At 63.0% G+C, this 17176-nt stretch carries 13 protein-coding genes and 1 tRNA gene; 12 read left to right on the top strand and 2 right to left on the bottom strand.

Features of this window, described 5'->3' with window-relative positions; all coding sequences use genetic code 11:
- Nucleotides 1-199 precede the first annotated feature (199 nt).
- The 7 genes from ACTHJR_RS13365 to ACTHJR_RS13395 all read left to right on the top strand — a co-directional run bounded on the left by ACTHJR_RS13365 (nt 200) and on the right by ACTHJR_RS13395 (nt 9364).
- Nucleotides 200-274 (top strand) — tRNA-Thr (locus ACTHJR_RS13365).
- Between the two features lie 1781 nt (nt 275-2055).
- A complete protein-coding gene (locus tag ACTHJR_RS13370) occupies nt 2056-3348 on the top strand; it encodes a hypothetical protein (protein WP_440523728.1) in 1293 nt (430 codons plus the stop codon).
- Nucleotides 3345-5930 (top strand): RHS repeat-associated core domain-containing protein, encoded by a 2586-nt coding sequence (locus tag ACTHJR_RS13375; protein ID WP_440523729.1) that lies wholly within the window; start codon nt 3345-3347, stop codon nt 5928-5930. Before ACTHJR_RS13370 ends, ACTHJR_RS13375 begins: the two co-directional genes overlap by 4 nt.
- A gap of 106 nt (nt 5931-6036) precedes the next feature.
- The gene (locus ACTHJR_RS13380) at nt 6037-6429 is read left to right on the top strand and encodes a hypothetical protein (protein WP_440523730.1); all 393 of its coding nucleotides are present in this window, start codon (nt 6037-6039) and stop codon (nt 6427-6429) included.
- A gap of 623 nt (nt 6430-7052) precedes the next feature.
- On the top strand, nt 7053-7583 hold the full coding sequence (locus ACTHJR_RS13385) for an SAM-dependent methyltransferase (protein ID WP_440523731.1): 531 nt from the start codon (nt 7053-7055) through the stop codon (nt 7581-7583).
- 57 nt (nt 7584-7640) lie between these two features.
- Nucleotides 7641-8402: an SDR family oxidoreductase gene (locus tag ACTHJR_RS13390; protein WP_440523732.1), complete on the top strand. Its 762-nt coding sequence runs from the start codon at nt 7641-7643 to the stop codon at nt 8400-8402.
- Entirely contained in the window at nt 8399-9364 is a 966-nt protein-coding gene (locus tag ACTHJR_RS13395) for a glycosidase (protein WP_440523733.1), read from the top strand. The genes ACTHJR_RS13390 and ACTHJR_RS13395 overlap by 4 nt, the downstream gene beginning before the upstream one ends.
- Nucleotides 9365-9380: 16 nt before the next feature.
- Here ACTHJR_RS13395 and ACTHJR_RS13400 read toward each other — a convergent pair whose 3' ends face one another.
- Both ACTHJR_RS13400 and ACTHJR_RS13405 read right to left on the bottom strand, forming a co-directional pair.
- Complete coding sequence (locus ACTHJR_RS13400; RefSeq protein ID WP_440523734.1) at nt 9381-10052, bottom strand: UTRA domain-containing protein; 672 nt, start codon at nt 10050-10052, stop codon at nt 9381-9383.
- On the bottom strand, nt 10049-11395 hold the full coding sequence (locus tag ACTHJR_RS13405) for a formimidoylglutamate deiminase (protein ID WP_440523735.1): 1347 nt from the start codon (nt 11393-11395) through the stop codon (nt 10049-10051). Before ACTHJR_RS13405 ends, ACTHJR_RS13400 begins: the two co-directional genes overlap by 4 nt.
- Nucleotides 11396-11428: 33 nt before the next feature.
- On the opposite strand from ACTHJR_RS13405, the gene hutI reads away from it, so the two are divergent.
- The 5 genes from hutI to ACTHJR_RS13430 form a co-directional block, all read left to right on the top strand.
- Nucleotides 11429-12643 (top strand): imidazolonepropionase, encoded by a 1215-nt coding sequence (gene hutI / locus ACTHJR_RS13410; protein ID WP_440523736.1) that lies wholly within the window; start codon nt 11429-11431, stop codon nt 12641-12643.
- On the top strand, nt 12634-14157 hold the full coding sequence (hutH, locus tag ACTHJR_RS13415) for a histidine ammonia-lyase (protein ID WP_440523737.1): 1524 nt from the start codon (nt 12634-12636) through the stop codon (nt 14155-14157). Before hutI ends, hutH begins: the two co-directional genes overlap by 10 nt.
- Nucleotides 14158-14317: 160 nt before the next feature.
- Nucleotides 14318-15115 (top strand): N-formylglutamate deformylase, encoded by a 798-nt coding sequence (gene hutG / locus ACTHJR_RS13420; protein WP_440523738.1) that lies wholly within the window; start codon nt 14318-14320, stop codon nt 15113-15115.
- The gene (gene hutU, locus ACTHJR_RS13425; protein WP_440523739.1) at nt 15112-16776 is read left to right on the top strand and encodes a urocanate hydratase; all 1665 of its coding nucleotides are present in this window, start codon (nt 15112-15114) and stop codon (nt 16774-16776) included. Before hutG ends, hutU begins: the two co-directional genes overlap by 4 nt.
- A gap of 65 nt (nt 16777-16841) precedes the next feature.
- A partial coding sequence (locus tag ACTHJR_RS13430; protein WP_440523740.1) for a DUF4142 domain-containing protein occupies nt 16842-17176 on the top strand: 335 nt, incomplete at its 3' end.

Raw genomic sequence — 17176 nt, forward strand, 5'->3', positions numbered from 1 at the left:
GCTCAACGGGACCGGGGCCCCCCCCCCCCCCCCCCCCCCCCCCCATTCCCTGCGGGGGGGGGGGGGCGGGGGGGGGCCCCGGGCCCGGCACCGATCAGCGAAGCTCAAAAGGATTCCAAACCCGCGCACCGCGCCTTGACAATATCCGGGTCGGCGGACATAGGCGCGCCTCCGTCGTGGCCAATGGCCCCGCGAGAGTGCTGCCGTAGCTCAGTGGTAGAGCGCATCCTTGGTAAGGCTGAGGTCGTGAGTTCAATCCTCACCGGCAGCACCAGAATTCTCATAGAAGTTATTAATTAAGGACCACCCCTTCGGGGGATTGGAGGATCGCGTTTTGGCCACGGCAGCATGCGGAAGCAGTTTTCTCGCGCGCATTTGAGGCCTCGGACAGTACAATCTTTTTGTGTGACCGAGCGAACGCGAATGAACCCAAGCGCCGTTGGCTGAGCGGCGCAATTATCAAGTAATCGCCGCTGCCCGGCTTGCCCTCAGAAGGCAGAGGCTCACAGGTTCGAATCCCGTCGAGTGCGACATAAAATCAATCACTCGGCTGGCACCGCGACACTTCCCCGACAGAGACGAGTTCGACATCTGACTTGGCCATACGCGAAGCGCGTCGGCAAGCGGTAAGGCGACAGAGATCAACACACAAACACGATCATCGTAGTATAGCGAAGAACAACAGGCGGGCGACAATCGGGCGTCCGCAATGAGAGCCGCACTTACGCGCAATTCCTAATTTTCGGAGCGCAGCATTGAGGAGTAAAAACGAATCTTGGTCCTGCCGAACCTGTAACGGCGCCGGCCTCGCGAGCGGCGGTCAGGTCGTACCGTCACTTAGTTCAACGATAGAGTTCGATGCTGACCTGTTCAGCGACTGGCGCCTAACAGGAGCGATGCGAATTATTGCAACCCCACCCGACCGGAAGCGCCAGCATGCCGCAAACAGGGCCAGACACGTTAACGCAGGCGCCCTTGCTCCTTTTCGTCGACTGTCGCTCGCCAGAATGTTCATTTTGGATGAAATTTACTCTACTTCGCCAGTTGCCATTTTGGGTCGCAGCTAACAGCATCTAGTGAATCCACCGACCTCAGGGAGAAAGGGATGAGGCGCCTTGTTGCAGCAATTTGCGTTTTATGCGGCGCACTACTGGCTGGAAGCATCGCCACGAGTCTCGCGAGCGCTTCAGAAACCGTAAACTATACCTACGACGCGAGAGGCAGGCTGATAAAAGCCCAGCACTCGGGATCGGTCAACGGCAACGTCGTCGCGAATTACAGCTACGATGCAACCGACAACCGAAACGTCGTTAGCGTTAGCGGAGCACCTCAATGACGCCGTTTTAGGCGGGCTAACGCTGCCTTGACGATCTATCGTCGTCACACTCTGATCCACAGACTTCAGCCACGATTGAATTGTGCCGGCAAGGCTTAGTCTCCAATTTGGGTACCAAAAAGATGAAAACGTATAACACGTATTCAGCCGTCTCCGCGTTGATAGCAGTATGCGTACCTGTTGCATCACAAGCACAAAACATTAGCGGTCCTCCGGAAATGAAATTTTCCGACAGAGCTTCTGTGAGCCAACCCTCGGGTTTTTTCGAGACAACCACGCCACAGCTCTCGATCGGTGACTTGTCAACTTCCGTAATCGGATATTCTATGCCGAGCCAGTTAACCGCGATGCCCGGCGATCTGGATAGTGGATACTATCCCGGCAGGATTCTTCAAACCAGTTACGACGGAGGCATAGCATATTCATCAACCGCTCACGGTCAGCCAATATATACATTTGTGTTCAGAAACATCACCGAGAGATTTAAGGGAGGGTCCGGCTCTAATACTATAGGAGATTCTCTTTCTAAATCCGGCGGTCAGATGATAAACAATCCCGACGGGAGCTTTACATACACTGATCGAAACGGCGCGATCTACCAAATATCAGCCTCTTTACCACAGGGCCAACCCTCTCCGACTTATTGGCCCGTCACAAAGATCACATATCCTAATGGGCGGGTGATTGATATTAGCTATCAAGTTGCGCCGTCAGGGAGCTTGGCTACGCGAAGGATAATCGGTGTCCAAGATAATCTGGGCTGGTTCATAAAATACGAATATAATGAAGACACGCCATCGAGCGACACATCAGTCAATTGGAGCTGGATAAAGACCACTAAGGGCGGAAATCGAGCAATCGATCCCTGCCCACTGTCGGCACTGCATTGCACGTTAACCAAATTCAAACTAGCGCAGAACAACTGGAATATTACGTCCAACCCCAAGACGCTTTCCATCGGCAACGCACAAGGGGAAAGCGATTCATTTCAGATGGATCAATATTATCAGGTTACGAGTTACCAACGCAGCACTGAAACCGTCCCTGGCGCTACGTACGTTTATTGTACAAGGCAGCCGTCTAGTTCGGGAACGTGCAACTGGTCCATGGGAAGCTCCGCACCGCTAGGTTGGTATGCGGGCTGGCAGCCGACGGGCCTCTACGCCTATTATGGCAAGGTATTCCAATCGGTTGTGCACGGTGTGACGAGCACCTATGCCGCCTCCCAAGCATGTAACTGCATGGGCTATCTCACCTTTACACGGTTCCCAGGAGAGCACTTCGGTTTGGCCACTATCGGCCAGAAGTCGCCTCCTTGGGGCGGATCGACAGACTATACCCAAGGAGAGATGACCAATTATACGTTCGATGATGGCAGGTATATCCAGTACGTGGTCGATCCGACAAACCGCGTCGCCTCATATACCGATCCTTCCGCGGCCGTTCACGCTTATACCTATGACGACAGGGGTAACATTACCCAGGAATCGGTGACACCCGCAGCGGGCGGAACTGCGCTAGTTACCTCCGCTATCTACCCAACAACCTGCGCGAACTTCGCGGTGTGCAACAAGCCCTCATCGATCACGGATGGGCGAGGCAACACGACAAGTTATACCTACGCCGCTCACGGGGGAGTCTTGACGGAGACTAGTCCGGCCGATGCTAACGGATTGATAGCCCAAAAGCGCTATACATATGTGCAACGCTACGCCGTGTTCTACAACGATAGCGGGGTGCTGACTCAGTCCACTGCGCCGGTTTGGCTCGTAGCGAGCGAGAGTCAGTGTTCGACGAGTAACTGGACGGGGACCGTTTGCGCCGCTGGCGCCGCCGATCAGGTGGTGACGAGCTTCGATTATGGGCCATCGACGGGAGCAAATAACCTCCTTCTTAGGGGAGAGGCCGTGACCGCCAACGGAATTACACGTCGGACCTGCTACGGTTACAACGCCTTCGGCGACCGCGTCAGCGAAACTCTGCCCAACGCCAACTTGGCGAGTTGCTCATGACAAAACTTCAGATTTTGCTGGCGAGTTGCTCAGCGGCCTCGCTCGCTTTTGCGGCTGCGTCGGCCAGGGCTCAAGCAAGCGCCTCTCCCTACACCAGCGCGACCCGTTTCGACGCGATGGGTCGAGTTACCGGAACAATTTCGCCGGATCCGGACGGAGCCGGTCCGGTGCACTCTGCGGCCATTAGATATTCGTACGACGCTAACGGTCGGCTGGCGTTTGTTGAGAAGGGCGAGCTCGCGACTTGGCAAGCGGACACTATTGCTCCGGCGGCTTGGACCGGGTTCACCGTCGCTTCCAGCGTGGCGACACTCTACGATGGCTATGGGCGCAAGACACGTGACACGACAAAGGGTTCTGACGGCGTGCAATACGGCGTCACGGAATTCAGCTATGACAATAACGACCGGTTGCTGTGCACGGCGGTGCGTATGACGCCAGCAAGTTATAGCGGAACTGTGGCGAACGACGCCTGCACCATGGTCTCCACGGTTGCGCCTCTTCAGGATCGCATCACTAAAAAGACATACGACACGCTCGACCGCGTAACGTTAGTCCAAAAAGCATTTGGGACGAGCGACCAAGCCAGCGTAACCTCCTATACCTATAGCGGAAATAGCGGTCTTGTTACATCGATGACCGACGCACGTGGGTATAGGGCCTCAATGGTTTATGACGGGTTTGGACGCCAAACCTATTGGTATTTCCCGAGTCCAACAGCGATCGGAACGTCGTCTACGACCGATTATGAATCATATACCTATGACGCCAACGGCAATAGAATCACGCTGAGGAAGAGAGATGCGAGCGTGATCACTTTTTCCTACGATGCGTTGAACAGAATGACGCTGAAGGATATTCCCGGTGGCACGTCCAACGACGTGTATTACAGCTACGACTTACAAGGCCGGCAAATATATGCTCGCTTCGGCTCGGCGGCCGGGCCCGGACTGACTCAGGTATACGATGGCTTTGGTAAACTCGCGAGCACCAGCAACAACATCTCGGGCTCAACTTTGACGCTCGCATATCAGTATGACGCCGACGGCGACAGGACGCAGCTTACATATCCCGACGGGACGTATTTCACGTTCAGCTATGATGGCTTGGATCGTCAGATTGCTGCATATGAGAATGGCGGCGCGCAGGTTGCGTCGGTCAGTTACGATAATCAGGGTCGCCGCTATGCGGACAGTCGAGGCGCCGTGACCAGCTCATATGGTTTCGATGCCGTCTCGCGACCGACAAGCGTCGCTGACGACCTGTCTGGTACCGCTGACGACGTTACGACAACTTTAATCTACAATCCTGCCAACCAGATCATCAGCAAACACCGGAATAACGATACCTATGCATTCGCGAATTATGTTAATTCCGCTCGAAGCTATACGGTCAATGGTCTAAATCAATACACTACCGCTGGAATCGTGTCTTTCCTGTACGACGCAAATGGCAATCTGACGTCGGATGGGACGAGCACCTATACGTACGACGTTGAAAACCGTCTGGTATCGCGCAGCGGGGGGTTCTCGATCGCGTACGACCCGAATGGCCGGCTGTGGCAAACGAGCGGAGGCGCGTCAGGCACGACGCGCTATCTCTATGATGGCGACGAACTAGTTGCCGAATATAGCGGGACTGGGACGCTGCTAAGGCGCTATGTCCATGGGCCAGGCGACGATGATCCAATTCTTTGGTACGAGGGCTCAAGCCTGTCTGACAGACGGAGCCTGCAAATCGATCATCTTGGATCCATTGTCTCGATCGCCAACAGCGGTGGCGCGATAGTAGCAAAGAATACCTATGACGAATATGGGATCCCGGGTGCGACGAATCAAGGCAGATTTCAATTCACCGGCCAAACGTGGCTGTCTGATTTGGGACTTTATTACTACAAGGCGCGAATCTACTCCCCGACACTTGGTAGATTCCTGCAAACTGATCCGATAGGATATAAAGATCAGCCCAATTTATACGAATATGTCGGCAACGATCCGATAAACGGCAAAGACGCCACAGGTCTACGGGCAATTTGGGTGACCGACAGCAATGGAAATGTCACTATCCAGTATATACTTGCGTTCACAGGCCCGGATGCCGGAAATACGGCCGCCCGCGATAAAATAATTAACACGCTCACCAATATAACGACAGCGCACGGTGAAAAAGTTGAGGTCATCGTCGTTGACCCGTCTGCGGTCGGAAAAAAGGGGGTGAATGAGGTCAAAATGAAAGCTGGAGGATATTTGGACCATTGCAAGGTCGATACGTCGTGCGGTGATCGCAATGGCAATACGAGCTGGGTTGACTCCTCCGCAAACGACGTCGGGCCAGTCGGAGCCCATGAGATTTCTCACAATGGGAACGCCAAGGACGGCTACAAGGAGGGCAAGCGCACCAAGGATGGAAAGCGACAGGCGAGCGGCTATACCAAATCCAAGGATGATATCATGTCGACGCGCGACGGGACGGAATACACGGATCCTACGATTCAGGAAATCAGAAGCGGCGCTATCAAGGAAGTAGATCGAGCGAATAGGTTTGTGTGCGCGTCCAAGCCTGACTATGCGGGGTGTAGATAGTAGGTGAATTATGCGATATAAAGTCTTATCGATCTTCGCTGCGCTATTTTGCGTGTCTAATAGCGCACCTCCCCATTCTCCCAATTTTTGCACAGATTTTGTCTGTTTGGAAGTTCTGCCTACCCCAAACATTGAAAAAGGCGGATTTATTAGGCCCGATTTTTCCCTTGTTGGCAAAGGTAAACGGCGAACGATTTCCGCCGATTATGACGGAATAGGACGCATTTATATTTCAAATTTCGAAGACCCGGCAATGCCGGTCGCAGCTCGCGTTTCCGTTCGACCATCGTGTCAGGGCGCTGTCAGCTGCGGCACGTTGTACGTCGCAGCGACCTCTAATAATGCGGGGTACAAGGCACAGGATTTGATCTGCCTCGTCAATGCGATTTGGGTCACGGGGCAGGACTACGTGGCCAGCGACGGAAAAATATCGAATCAATACAGCGACTTCGTCTCCGCAAGAGCGTCGGGCGGCGTCTGCACCTTTCAGCACGACTAGATGAACGAATTCCGCTCTGCTGGTTAGATTGCGTGCCGAGCGTGAACTTCGGTGGAGCGGAGATCAGAAGTTCGGTGTCCCAATCCTTTGAGGCGCGATACCTGACCGACGCTGCAACCGGTACGCCAAATTCTGGAGCGGCAACCGTGATCGAACGGCGTGGCCCAAGGCCTATTCCTGCCGTACGCTCCTCTTCCGACGCAATGGGCCGAGATTGGTCACACCGCCTCTAAATTGCTCTGGTGGAAATTCGCGTTAACCAGATCGGCCAATAGGTTCCCGGCTTCTGCGGGCATTTGTTCGTTGCGAGCCGGACCTCGGCAGTCTCCTATTCGTCGAAGAGCCGAGGCGATAGCCGTAGCCATAAACGTTGTAGAGCTTGCACCCTTTACGAGCGTTTCGACATATCAATGCATCATCGTGCTCTAGCGAAGAATTGGAAAGCGCGGCGAAAACCCCGGGGATATCTTGGTAAGGCTGAGGTCGTGAGTTCAATCCTCACCGGCAGCACCATTTTCTTCGCGAACCAGTCGAAATCGGGACCCGTCCTCGCCCGGGCCGATTGACCCGGCCTGCCCAGGCTCGCATTCTGGTAACGAAACGCGGTCGCATCGGGCGGGGGAATGGGCATCGATCTCGGCAGGGGACAGGAAGAGGATCGCTCCTGCAAGGCGCTGCGTGGCCCCTGGGCGGGAACGCCCCAGCATCTCGACGCGCCTTATTGGCAGACCTCCGAGCCGTTGGTCGATCGCATGCTCGATCTCGCCGAGGTCGGCCCCGGCGATCATCTCATCGACCTCGGCTGCGGCGATGGCCGCATCGTGATCGCCGCCGCGCGGCGCGGCGCGAAGGGGCTCGGCGTGGATATCGATCCGGCGCGGATCGCCGAGGCCGAGGCGGCGGCGCGCGCGGCCGGGGTCGAGGACCTTGCCCATTTCCGCCGCGAGGATCTCTTCGAAACCCGGCTCGAGGCCGCCAGCGTCGTTACCCTCTATCTCGTCCCCCATGTCAATCGCATGCTGGCCCCACGCCTGAGCACCGAGCTCGCGCCCGGCAGCCGCGTCCTCAGCCACGGCTTCCCCCTGCGCCAATGGGCGCCGCGCACGCGGGAGTTCATCGACGGCCACGAATTATACCTTTGGGTCGTCGACTGACGCCATTCGGAAACCCTGGCCCGCCCGCGTTCGTTTCGCGGCGGCAAGGAGATCGGAATGGGACGATGCGTGATAGTGACCGGCGCCGAATCGGGCATCGGACAAGCCTGTGCCGTGGCGTTCGGCGGCGGGCGCGACGATGTGGCGGTGCTGTACCATAGCGACGAGGCTGCCGCTCGGTCGACTGCCGCGGCGGTCGAGGCCGCGGGCGGCCGCGCATTGCCGGTCCAGTGCGGCGTGGACGACGAAGCGTCGGTCGAAGCCGCCTTCACCGCCGTCGAAAAGGCGTTCGGCCCGGCGTCGGTGCTGGTCAATTCGGCCGGGCTCAACATGTCGGGTGTCACCGTGCGCACCATGGAACTGGCGCAGTGGCGGCGGCTGCTCGACACCGATTTGACCGGCGCGTTCCTGACCTCGCGCCGTTTCCTGCACGGCCGCGACGCGCGCGCGGCGGGATCGATCGTCCACATCTCGTCGATCCACGCTTATGCCGTGCGCGCCGGCGGCGCCGATTATTGCGCGGCCAAGGGCGGGCTGACCAACCTGGTCGAGACGCTGGCGATCGAGGAGGCCGCGAACGGCGTACGGGTCAACGCGGTCGAGCCCGGCATGATCCTGACCCCGATGAACGCGCGCGCCGAGGCCGACCCGACCTATCGCAAGACGCTCGAATGCAACATTCCCTTGGGCCGCGCCGGCAAGCCCGAGGAAGTCGCCATGCTGGTTCGCTGGTTGTGTTCGGACGAGGCGAGCTACGTCACCGGAGCACGCGTCGCGATCGACGGCGGGCTGTCGCTGATGCAGGCGCTGGGCGCATGACCGATACCGACCCGCATCGCGATTCCGGCACCGGCGACACCAAGCAGCCGGTCGACGACCGCAAGCAACCGCTCGATTTCAACGTCGAGAAGATGGAGCAGGTGACGCTCCAGGGTCCGCCCGAATTGATGAAGCGCGACTGGATGAGCCCCTATGCCTGGCAGGATCGCGACGGTCGCATCGGCATCATGGTGCGCGCGGTGCCGCGCCATGGCGCCGAGCGCACCGATACCGGCGCGATCTGGGGCGGGTGGAGCGACGACGGGCGCACCTTCACCATGCTCGACACGCCGTCGATCGTCGCGGGGCCCGACCAGCAGGATATCGGCGGCGTCGAGGATCCCACCGTCCTGCAGATGGAGGACGGCAGCTATGTCGTCTATTACACCGGGGTCGCCGCCGACATGGCGCATGGCCAGATGTTCTACGCCGAGGGGCCGAGCATCGACCGTCTGACCAAGACCGGCGTCGCGCTCGCCTCGTCCAAATCGATGGGTAACACCAAGGAGGCGACCGTCAACCGCACCGCCGACGGGCATTGGCGATTGTTCTATGAATATGCCCAGGACGACGCATCGCGCGTCGGCCTCGCGATCAGCGAAGACGTGTGTGGACCCTGGGACGAACGGCCAACCCCGTTCATGCCGCGCGAGAGGAGCTGGGACAATTGGCATCTGTCGACCGGGCCGTTGCTGACCGACCAGCAGCACCGGCCGGTCATGTTCTACAATGGCGCGACCCGCGACGCGCGTTGGCGGATCGGGTGGGTCGCCTTCTCCCGCGATTATCTCCACGTCGTCGACCGCTGCATCCAGCCTTTGCTGACGCCGCCGCCGGCCGCGGACCGCACCGGCACCGATATAGCCTTCGCCGCCTCGGTGGTCCTCCAGGACGGTGCGATCTGGCTCTATTATTCGCTCGAGGACAAGCGCCTGGCACGGGCGCGGATCCGGCGGAGCTGACGGGCGCGCCGCGGCGCTACGGCCTGAACTCGGCGACGAGGTCGTAGCGATCCCCACGGAACAGCTGACGGACGCGCGTCACGATCTGACCCGAGCGCCAGGTCGTGCGGTCAAGCTCGAGACAGGCGCCGCGCGGCCGCAGCCCGAGCGCCTTGGCCTCCGGCGCGCTCGCCTCGACCGCGCGGATGCGGTGGCGCGCGGCGGTCCATGGGACATGTTCGAGCAGCCAGGTGCCGGGCGGCTGGTCGGCGAAGCTCTCCTGCTCGGCGTCGGGGACGGCGGCGAGCGCGATCGATCGGTGCTCGAGCGCGAACGGCTCGCCGCCACCGAAATGCACGCCTTCCACTAGCAAGGCGGGGAGCGGAACGTCGCCGGCGCTGTCGGCAAGGCGGCGGTCAGTCAACCGCCAGCGATAGTCCTCGCCGCGCGCGGCGATGACCTGGGCGAGATCGGGCACCTCGAGCACCGCCGAATGGACCTGCGGGTGCGCGACGAACGAGCCGGCCTTGCGGCGGCGCTCGATCAGTCCGTCCTTGGCGAGCCCGCCCAGCGCCTTGCTGACCGTCGCGCGCGAGCAGCCATAGATGCCGACCAGTTCGTGCTCGAACGGGATGCGATGGCCGGGCTTCCATTCGCCCGAATGGATCCGCGCCTCGATCTCGCGGCGGATGCGCGCCTCGACCGTCATGCCAGCAGGGCGGTGACGGTACGGCGATAACGATCGGCGACCACGTCGGCGGCGATGTGCCGGCCATGCTCGACCATCTTGCGCCCCGCGCGCCACACGCTGTCGATCGCCCCGGGGCGGGCGGCGAAGATCCAGCGGTCGAGCAGGTCGGCGCCAGCGCCGATCATCGCGGGATGGTCGAGGCCGAGCGAGAGAATATCCGCGGCGTTGCCGACGGCGATGCCGTTCGTGACGCCGAGCGCTTGCGCGCCCGCCGCCTGGGCGCGGGCGAACAGCGTCGCGCCGACCGAGGGCTCGGCCTCGTCGACCAGCAAGGCGCGCTTCCGCCGCGTCAGGCGCTGCGAATATTCGATCGCGCGAAGTTCGCTGGCGGCGTCGATCAGGATGTTCGAATCGGTGCCGATCCCGATCCTTCCACCAGCCGCCAGATAGTCGACCGCCGGAAACACGCCGTCGCCCAGATTGGCCTCGGTCACCGGGCACAGCCCCGCCACCGCCCCGCTCGCGGCGAGGCGCGCGGTTTCGCCGGCGTCGACATGAGTCGAGTGGATCAGGCACCAGCGCGCATCGACCTCGGCATGATCGAGCAGCCATTGCACCGGTCGCGCGCCGCTCCAGGCGACGCAGGCCTCGACCTCGCGCACTTGCTCGGCGGCATGGATGTGGAGCGGGCCGTCCTCGGCGAGCGGCAGGATCGCGGCGAGTTCCTCTGCCGTCACCGCGCGGAGCGAGTGCGGCGCGATGCCGAGCATCGCATCGCCGGGCAATTTGGCGCGGCTCGCCTCGACCAGCCGCGCAAACCCGTCGGCGTCCGAAATGAAGCGCCGCTGTCCCGGCGCGGGCGGCGCGCCGCCGAAGTCGGCATGCGCGTAGAAGACCGGGAGCAAGGTGAGGCCGATCCCGCTTTGCTCCGCCGCCGCGACGATCGCGCCGACGGTTTCGGCGGGGTCGGCGTAGCGCGCGCCACTCACGTCGTTGTGGAGATAATGGAACTCGCCGACGCGGGTGAAGCCGCCTTCCAGCATCTCGACATAGGCCTGAGCGGTGATCGCCTGGATATCGTCGGGCGTCAGGCGGTCGAGGAAGCGGTACATCACCTCGCGCCAGCTCCAGAAATCGTCGTCGGGCCGGCCGCGCCGTTCCGACAGGCCGGCCATGCCGCGCTGGAAGCCATGGCTATGGACATTGCACAGACCGGGCAAAGCGGCGCCGTGACGCTGGTCGTCGGGGGCCGGCGCGACGCCGGTCTCGATCGCGGAAATGATCGCCCCGTCAAGCGCGACGCGGACCCGTTCGGCCCAGCCGTCCGCCAGCAACGCGCGTTCGAACCAGAGTGTCGGCATCGGTCCTCCTGTCGATTATGTCTAGACATAATAATGCACGCAGGCAAGATAGAGGAGATGGAGCGGACCTGGATCAATGCGCGACTCGCGACGATGACCGGCGATGGGCTGGGCGTGGTCGAAGACGGCGTCGTGATCCAGCGCGACGGGCGAATCGCTTATGCCGGCGCCAGTGCGGACGCTCCCGCCGCGATGGGCGACGTCGTGGATTGCGGCGGGCGCTGGGTCACGCCCGGGCTGATCGATTGCCATACGCACCTCGTCCATGCCGGCGACCGCGCGGGCGAATGGGCGCAGCGGCTCGACGGCGTCTCCTATGAGGAGATCGCGCGCGCCGGCGGCGGCATCGTCTCGACCATGCGCGCGACCCGGTCGGCGAGCGAGGCCGATCTCATCACGACCGCCTTGCCTCGGCTCGATGCGTTGCTGGCCGAGGGCGTGACGACGATCGAGATCAAGTCGGGCTATGGCCTTACCGTCGCCGACGAACTCAAGATGCTGCGCGCGACACGGGCACTGAGTGCCGAGCGGCGGGTGCGCGTTGCGACCACCCTGCTCGGCGCGCATGCCTTGCCGCCCGACTATGCCGGCCGCGCCGACGATTATATCGCGCTCGTCGCCGACGAGATGATCCCCGCCGCGCGAGGACTGGCCGATGCGGTCGACGCCTTTTGCGAAGGGATCGGATTCACCCCCGAGCAGACCGGCCGCGTCCTCGCCGCGGCGCGCGATGCCGACCTGCCGGTCAAGCTCCATGCCGAGCAATTGTCGGCACTCCATGGCGCCAGCCTCGCCGCCAGCTTCGGCGCGCTGTCGGCCGATCATCTCGAATATGCCGACGAGGACGACGCCAGGGCGATGGCCGCCGCCGGAACGGTCGCGGTGCTGCTGCCCGGTGCCTTCTACTTCATGCGCGAGACCAAGCTCCCCCCGGTCGACCTGTTCCGCGCGCATCGCGTACCGATCGCGATCGCGACCGACTGCAATCCCGGCACCTCGCCGACCACCTCGCTGCTGCTGATGCTCAACATGGCGGCGACCCTGTTCCGCCTGACCGTGACCGAGGCGTTGCGCGGCGTGACCGTCAATGCCGCTCATGCACTCGGCCTGGGTCATGAGATCGGCACGATCGAGCCCGGCAAGGCGTGCGACCTCGCGATCTGGGACATCTCCGACCCCGCCGAGCTGGTGTACCGGGTCGGCTTCAATCCTCTCCATCTGCGCGTGAAGGACGGCGAATGCTGTTGACCCCCGGTGCCGTCCCCTATGCGGCGTGGCAGGCTATCCATGACGGCGCGGCGCCGGTGCTCGACCCCGCCAGCCGCCCGGCGATCGCCGAGAGCGCCGCCGCGGTCGGGCGCATCCTCGCCCGGCACGAGCCGGTCTATGGCATCAACACCGGCTTCGGAAAGCTCGCCAGCGTCAAGATCGGCGACGCGGATCTGGCGACGCTCCAGCGCAATATCGTGCTGAGCCATGCCGCAGGCGTCGGCGAGCCGATGCCGGTACCGATCGCGCGGCTGATGATGGCGTTGAAGCTCGCCAGCCTGGCGCGCGGCGCGTCGGGCGTGGCGCCGGCGACGGTCGATCTGCTCGAGGCGATGCTGACGAAAGGACTGGTGCCGGTGGTGCCGGCGCAGGGGTCGGTCGGCGCGTCGGGCGACCTCGCGCCGCTCGCGCATATGACTACGGCGATGATCGGCGTCGGCGAGATGTTTGTCGGCGACCGCCGCCTCCCGGCTGCCGAGGCTTTGGCGGAGGCAGACCTCACGCCGCTGGTCCTCGGCCCCAAGGAAGGGCTGGCGCTGCTCAACGGCACGCAATTCTCGACGGCTTATGCCCTGGCCGGGCTGTTCGAGGCCGAGCGGCTGTATCGCGCCGCCTTGGTCACCGGCATTCTGTCGACCGAGGCGGCCAAGGGCTCCGACGCTCCGTTCGACCATCGCATCCATGCCTTGCGCGGCCATCGCGGCCAGATCGAGACCGCCGATGCGCTCCGCCGGATGATGGAGGACTCGCCGATCCGCGCCTCGCATCGCGAAGGCGATACGCGCGTCCAGGATCCTTATTGCCTGCGCTGCCAGCCCCAGGTGATGGGCGCCGCCCTCACCCTGCTGCGCCAGGCCGGCGAAACCTTGGTGACCGAGGCCAATGGCGTGTCGGACAATCCGCTGATCTTCCCGGAAACCGACGAGGCGCTGTCGGGGGGCAATTTTCACGCCGAGCCCGTCGCCTTCGCCGCCGACATGATCGCGCTCGCGATCTGCGAGATCGGCAGCCTCGCCGAGCGGCGCATCGCGATGCTGGTCGACCCGGCCTTGTCCGGCCTACCCGCGTTCCTGACCCCCAAGCCGGGGCTCAACTCCGGCTTCATGATTCCGCAAGTGACCGCCGCCGCTCTCGTCTCCGAAAACAAGCAGCGCGCGATGCCCGCGAGCGTGGATTCGATTCCGACCTCGGCCAATCAGGAGGATCATGTGTCGATGGCGGCGCACGGCGCGCGGCGGCTGATCGAGATGGCAGCCAATGTCGACGCGGTGCTGGGGATCGAATTGCTGGCGGGCGCGCAGGGCTGCGATTTCCATGCGCCGCTCAAGTCGAGCGAGCCGGTCGAGCACGTCCGGCGGCTGCTGCGCGAGCGGGTGCCGACGCTGACCGACGATCGCCACATGGCGCCGGACATGGCGGTAGCGACCGAGCTGGTGCGGTCGAAGCGGATGCTCGTCGCGGTGGGCGAATTGCCGGGAGTGGTTTGGGCGTGACCGGGCCTTCTCTCCCCAACCGTCATCCCGGCCTTGTGCCGGGATCCACCGGGCGGCTGGCTGGGAAGCTCGAGCCTCTCGTCCTTCGTTGGCGGCGCGGTGGATCCCGGGACAAGCCTGGGATGACGTTGGAAATGAGGCTGACGCCGGGAGCAACCGCATGACCTGGCTCCACGTCGAGCGCAGCGACAGTCCGCTGATCCTCGCCTTCCCCCATGGCGGCACCGATATCCCGCCTGCCCTGCTCCCCGATTTCCGCTCGCGCTGGTGGGCGATCCGCGACGCCGACTGGCATATCCGCGCGCTCTACGACGGGCTCGCCGACGCAACGATGATCTGGACCGACGTGTCGCGCAGCGTGATCGACTGCAACCGCGATCCGTCGGGCGCGTCGCTCTATCCGGGCCAAGCGACCACTGGGCTGTGTCCTACCGAGACATTCGACGGCGAGCCGCTCTATCACGACGGCGCGACGCCCGATGTCGCAGCACGGCGCGAAACATGGTTCGCGCCCTATCACGCCGCGATCAAAGCGGAGATCGCTCGCCTCCGCGCGCTCCATCCGCGCGTCGTGCTCTATGATTGCCACTCGATCCGCAGCCGCATCCCGCGGCTGTTCGACGGCGAGCTGCCCGAACTCAACATCGGCACCGATAACGGCAAGACGTGCGATCCGGCGCTGAGCGATGCCGTTGTCGCGCAATGCGCCAGCCGCAGCCACGTCCTCAACGGCCGCTTCCGTGGCGGCTGGACCACCCGGCATTACGGCCAGCCCGAAACCGGCGTCCACGCGATCCAGATGGAGATCGCGATGCGCGCCTACCTGACAGAACCGACCGGCGAGCCCGACGAGAGCAACTGGCCGCCCGTCTGGGATCCCGACTACGCAGCTCCGCTCCGCGCCGACCTCGCCAGCGTACTCGCGGCTGCCCTTTCCTTCGCCAAGGACCAAGCATGACCCGTATCGACAACAAGCGTCACATCGAGGCGCCGACCGGCACCGATCTTTCGGCCAAGTCCTGGCTGACCGAAGCGCCGCTGCGCATGCTGATGAACAATCTCGACCCGCGCGTGGCGGAGAATCCCCAGGAACTGGTCGTCTATGGCGGCATCGGCCGCGCCGCGCGCGACTGGAAAAGCTACGACCGCATCGTCGAGACCTTGCGCCGGCTGGAGGGCGACCAGACCTTGCTGATCCAGTCGGGCAAGCCGGTCGGCGTGTTCCGCACGCACGAGAATGCGCCGCGCGTGCTGCTCGCCAACTCCAACCTCGTGCCGCATTGGGCGACCTGGGAGCATTTCGCCGAGCTCGATCGCAAGGGCCTGATGATGTACGGCCAGATGACCGCCGGCTCGTGGATCTATATCGGCAGCCAGGGCATCGTTCAGGGCACCTACGAGACCTTCGTCGAGATGGGCCGCCAGCATTATGGCGGTGACCTCAGCGGCCGCTGGCTGCTGACCGCGGGCCTGGGCGGCATGGGCGGCGCGCAGCCGCTCGCGGCAGTGATGGCGGGCGCCTCGTGTCTCGCGATCGAATGCCAGCCGAGCCGTATCGAGATGCGGCTGGCGACCGGCTATCTCGACCATAAGGCCGACACGATCGAGGAAGCGATGGCGATCCTCGACCGCGCCAAAGCCGAGGGCAAGACGGTGTCGGTCGGCTTGCTCGGCAATGCCGCCGACCTGCTCCCCGAAATGTATCGCCGCGGCATCCGCCCCGACCTGCTGACCGACCAGACCTCGGCGCACGATCCGGTCAACGGCTATCTCCCGCAGGGCTGGACGCTCGAGCAATGGTTCGAGGGACGCGAGCGCGATCCCGAGGGCGTCGCCCGGGCGGCCAAGGCGTCGATGGCGACACATGTCCGCGCGATGCTCGATTTCCAGGCGGCGGGCGTGCCGACGGTCGATTACGGCAACAACATCCGACAGATCGCCAAGGACGAAGGCGTCGCCAATGCGTTCGACTTCCCCGGCTTCGTGCCTGCCTATATCCGCCCGCTCTTCTGCCGCGGCATCGGGCCGTTCCGCTGGGCGGCGCTGTCGGGCGATCCCGAGGACATCTACAAGACCGATGCCAAGGTGAAGGAGCTGCTGCCCGACAATGCGCATCTCCACCGCTGGCTCGACATGGCGCGCGAGCGGATCCACTTCCAGGGTCTGCCGGCGCGAATCTGCTGGGTCGGGCTCGGCGACCGCCACCGGCTCGGCCTCGCGTTCAACGAGATGGTGGCCAAGGGCGAATTGAAGGCGCCGGTGGTGATCGGCCGCGACCACCTCGATTCGGGATCGGTCGCCAGCCCCAATCGCGAGACCGAGGCGATGCGCGACGGCACCGACGCGGTCAGCGACTGGCCATTGCTCAACGCGCTGCTCAACACCGCATCCGGCGCGACCTGGGTGTCGCTCCACCATGGCGGCGGGGTCGGCATGGGATTCTCGCAGCATGCCGGCATGGTGATCGTCGCCGACGGCACGGCCGAGGCGGCGGCGAGGCTCGAACGCGTGTTGTGGAACGACCCGGCGACCGGCGTGATGCGCCACGCCGATGCCGGCTACGACATCGCGATCGACTGCGCACGCGACAAGGGATTGGACTTGCCTAGCCTGGCCTGACGCAGGACGCGACCGGAACGTCCCTGCCCGTCGAGGCGTTCGTGCGTCTCGAAGGAGACATAGCCATGAACGCCAGACTTGGTTTCAGCGCGATCGCGCTCATCGCGGCGCTCGCCGCTTGCTCGCAAAAAACCCAGGACACGACGACCAACGCCGTGACCGATATCGGGTCCGACGTCAGCAATACCACGGGCAACGCGATGGATGCGGCGAGCGACGCCACCGGCAACGCGCTCACCGCCGCCGGCAACGCGCTGAGCCCGACGCCGACCGGCCAGGAATTCGCCGACAAGGCCGCCAAGAGCGACGCGTTCGAGATCGCCGCCGCCAAGCTCGCCAAGACCAATGCCGCCTCCGCAGGCGTCAAATCGTTCGCCGCGACGATGATCGAGGCGCACAC

The sequence above is a fragment of the Sphingomonas sp. genome, from assembly GCF_051962185.1.
In the GTDB taxonomy this organism is placed as follows: domain Bacteria; phylum Pseudomonadota; class Alphaproteobacteria; order Sphingomonadales; family Sphingomonadaceae; genus Sphingomonas.

Bases quoted from the DNA above. Each gene is read 5' to 3' on its own strand.
- hutG (WP_440523738.1), top strand. From the start codon at position 14,318: ATGACCTGGCTCCACGTCGAGCGCAGCGACAGTCCGCTGATCCTCGCC.
- ACTHJR_RS13375 (WP_440523729.1), top strand. From the start codon at position 3,345: ATGACAAAACTTCAGATTTTGCTGGCGAGTTGCTCAGCGGCCTCGCTC.
- hutH (WP_440523737.1), top strand. From the start codon at position 12,634: ATGCTGTTGACCCCCGGTGCCGTCCCCTATGCGGCGTGGCAGGCTATC.
- ACTHJR_RS13405 (WP_440523735.1), bottom strand. From the start codon at position 11,395: ATGCCGACACTCTGGTTCGAACGCGCGTTGCTGGCGGACGGCTGGGCC.
- hutI (WP_440523736.1), top strand. From the start codon at position 11,429: ATGCACGCAGGCAAGATAGAGGAGATGGAGCGGACCTGGATCAATGCG.
- ACTHJR_RS13395 (WP_440523733.1), top strand. From the start codon at position 8,399: ATGACCGATACCGACCCGCATCGCGATTCCGGCACCGGCGACACCAAG.
- ACTHJR_RS13385 (WP_440523731.1), top strand. From the start codon at position 7,053: ATGGGCATCGATCTCGGCAGGGGACAGGAAGAGGATCGCTCCTGCAAG.
- ACTHJR_RS13400 (WP_440523734.1), bottom strand. From the start codon at position 10,052: ATGACGGTCGAGGCGCGCATCCGCCGCGAGATCGAGGCGCGGATCCAT.
- ACTHJR_RS13390 (WP_440523732.1), top strand. From the start codon at position 7,641: ATGGGACGATGCGTGATAGTGACCGGCGCCGAATCGGGCATCGGACAA.
- hutU (WP_440523739.1), top strand. From the start codon at position 15,112: ATGACCCGTATCGACAACAAGCGTCACATCGAGGCGCCGACCGGCACC.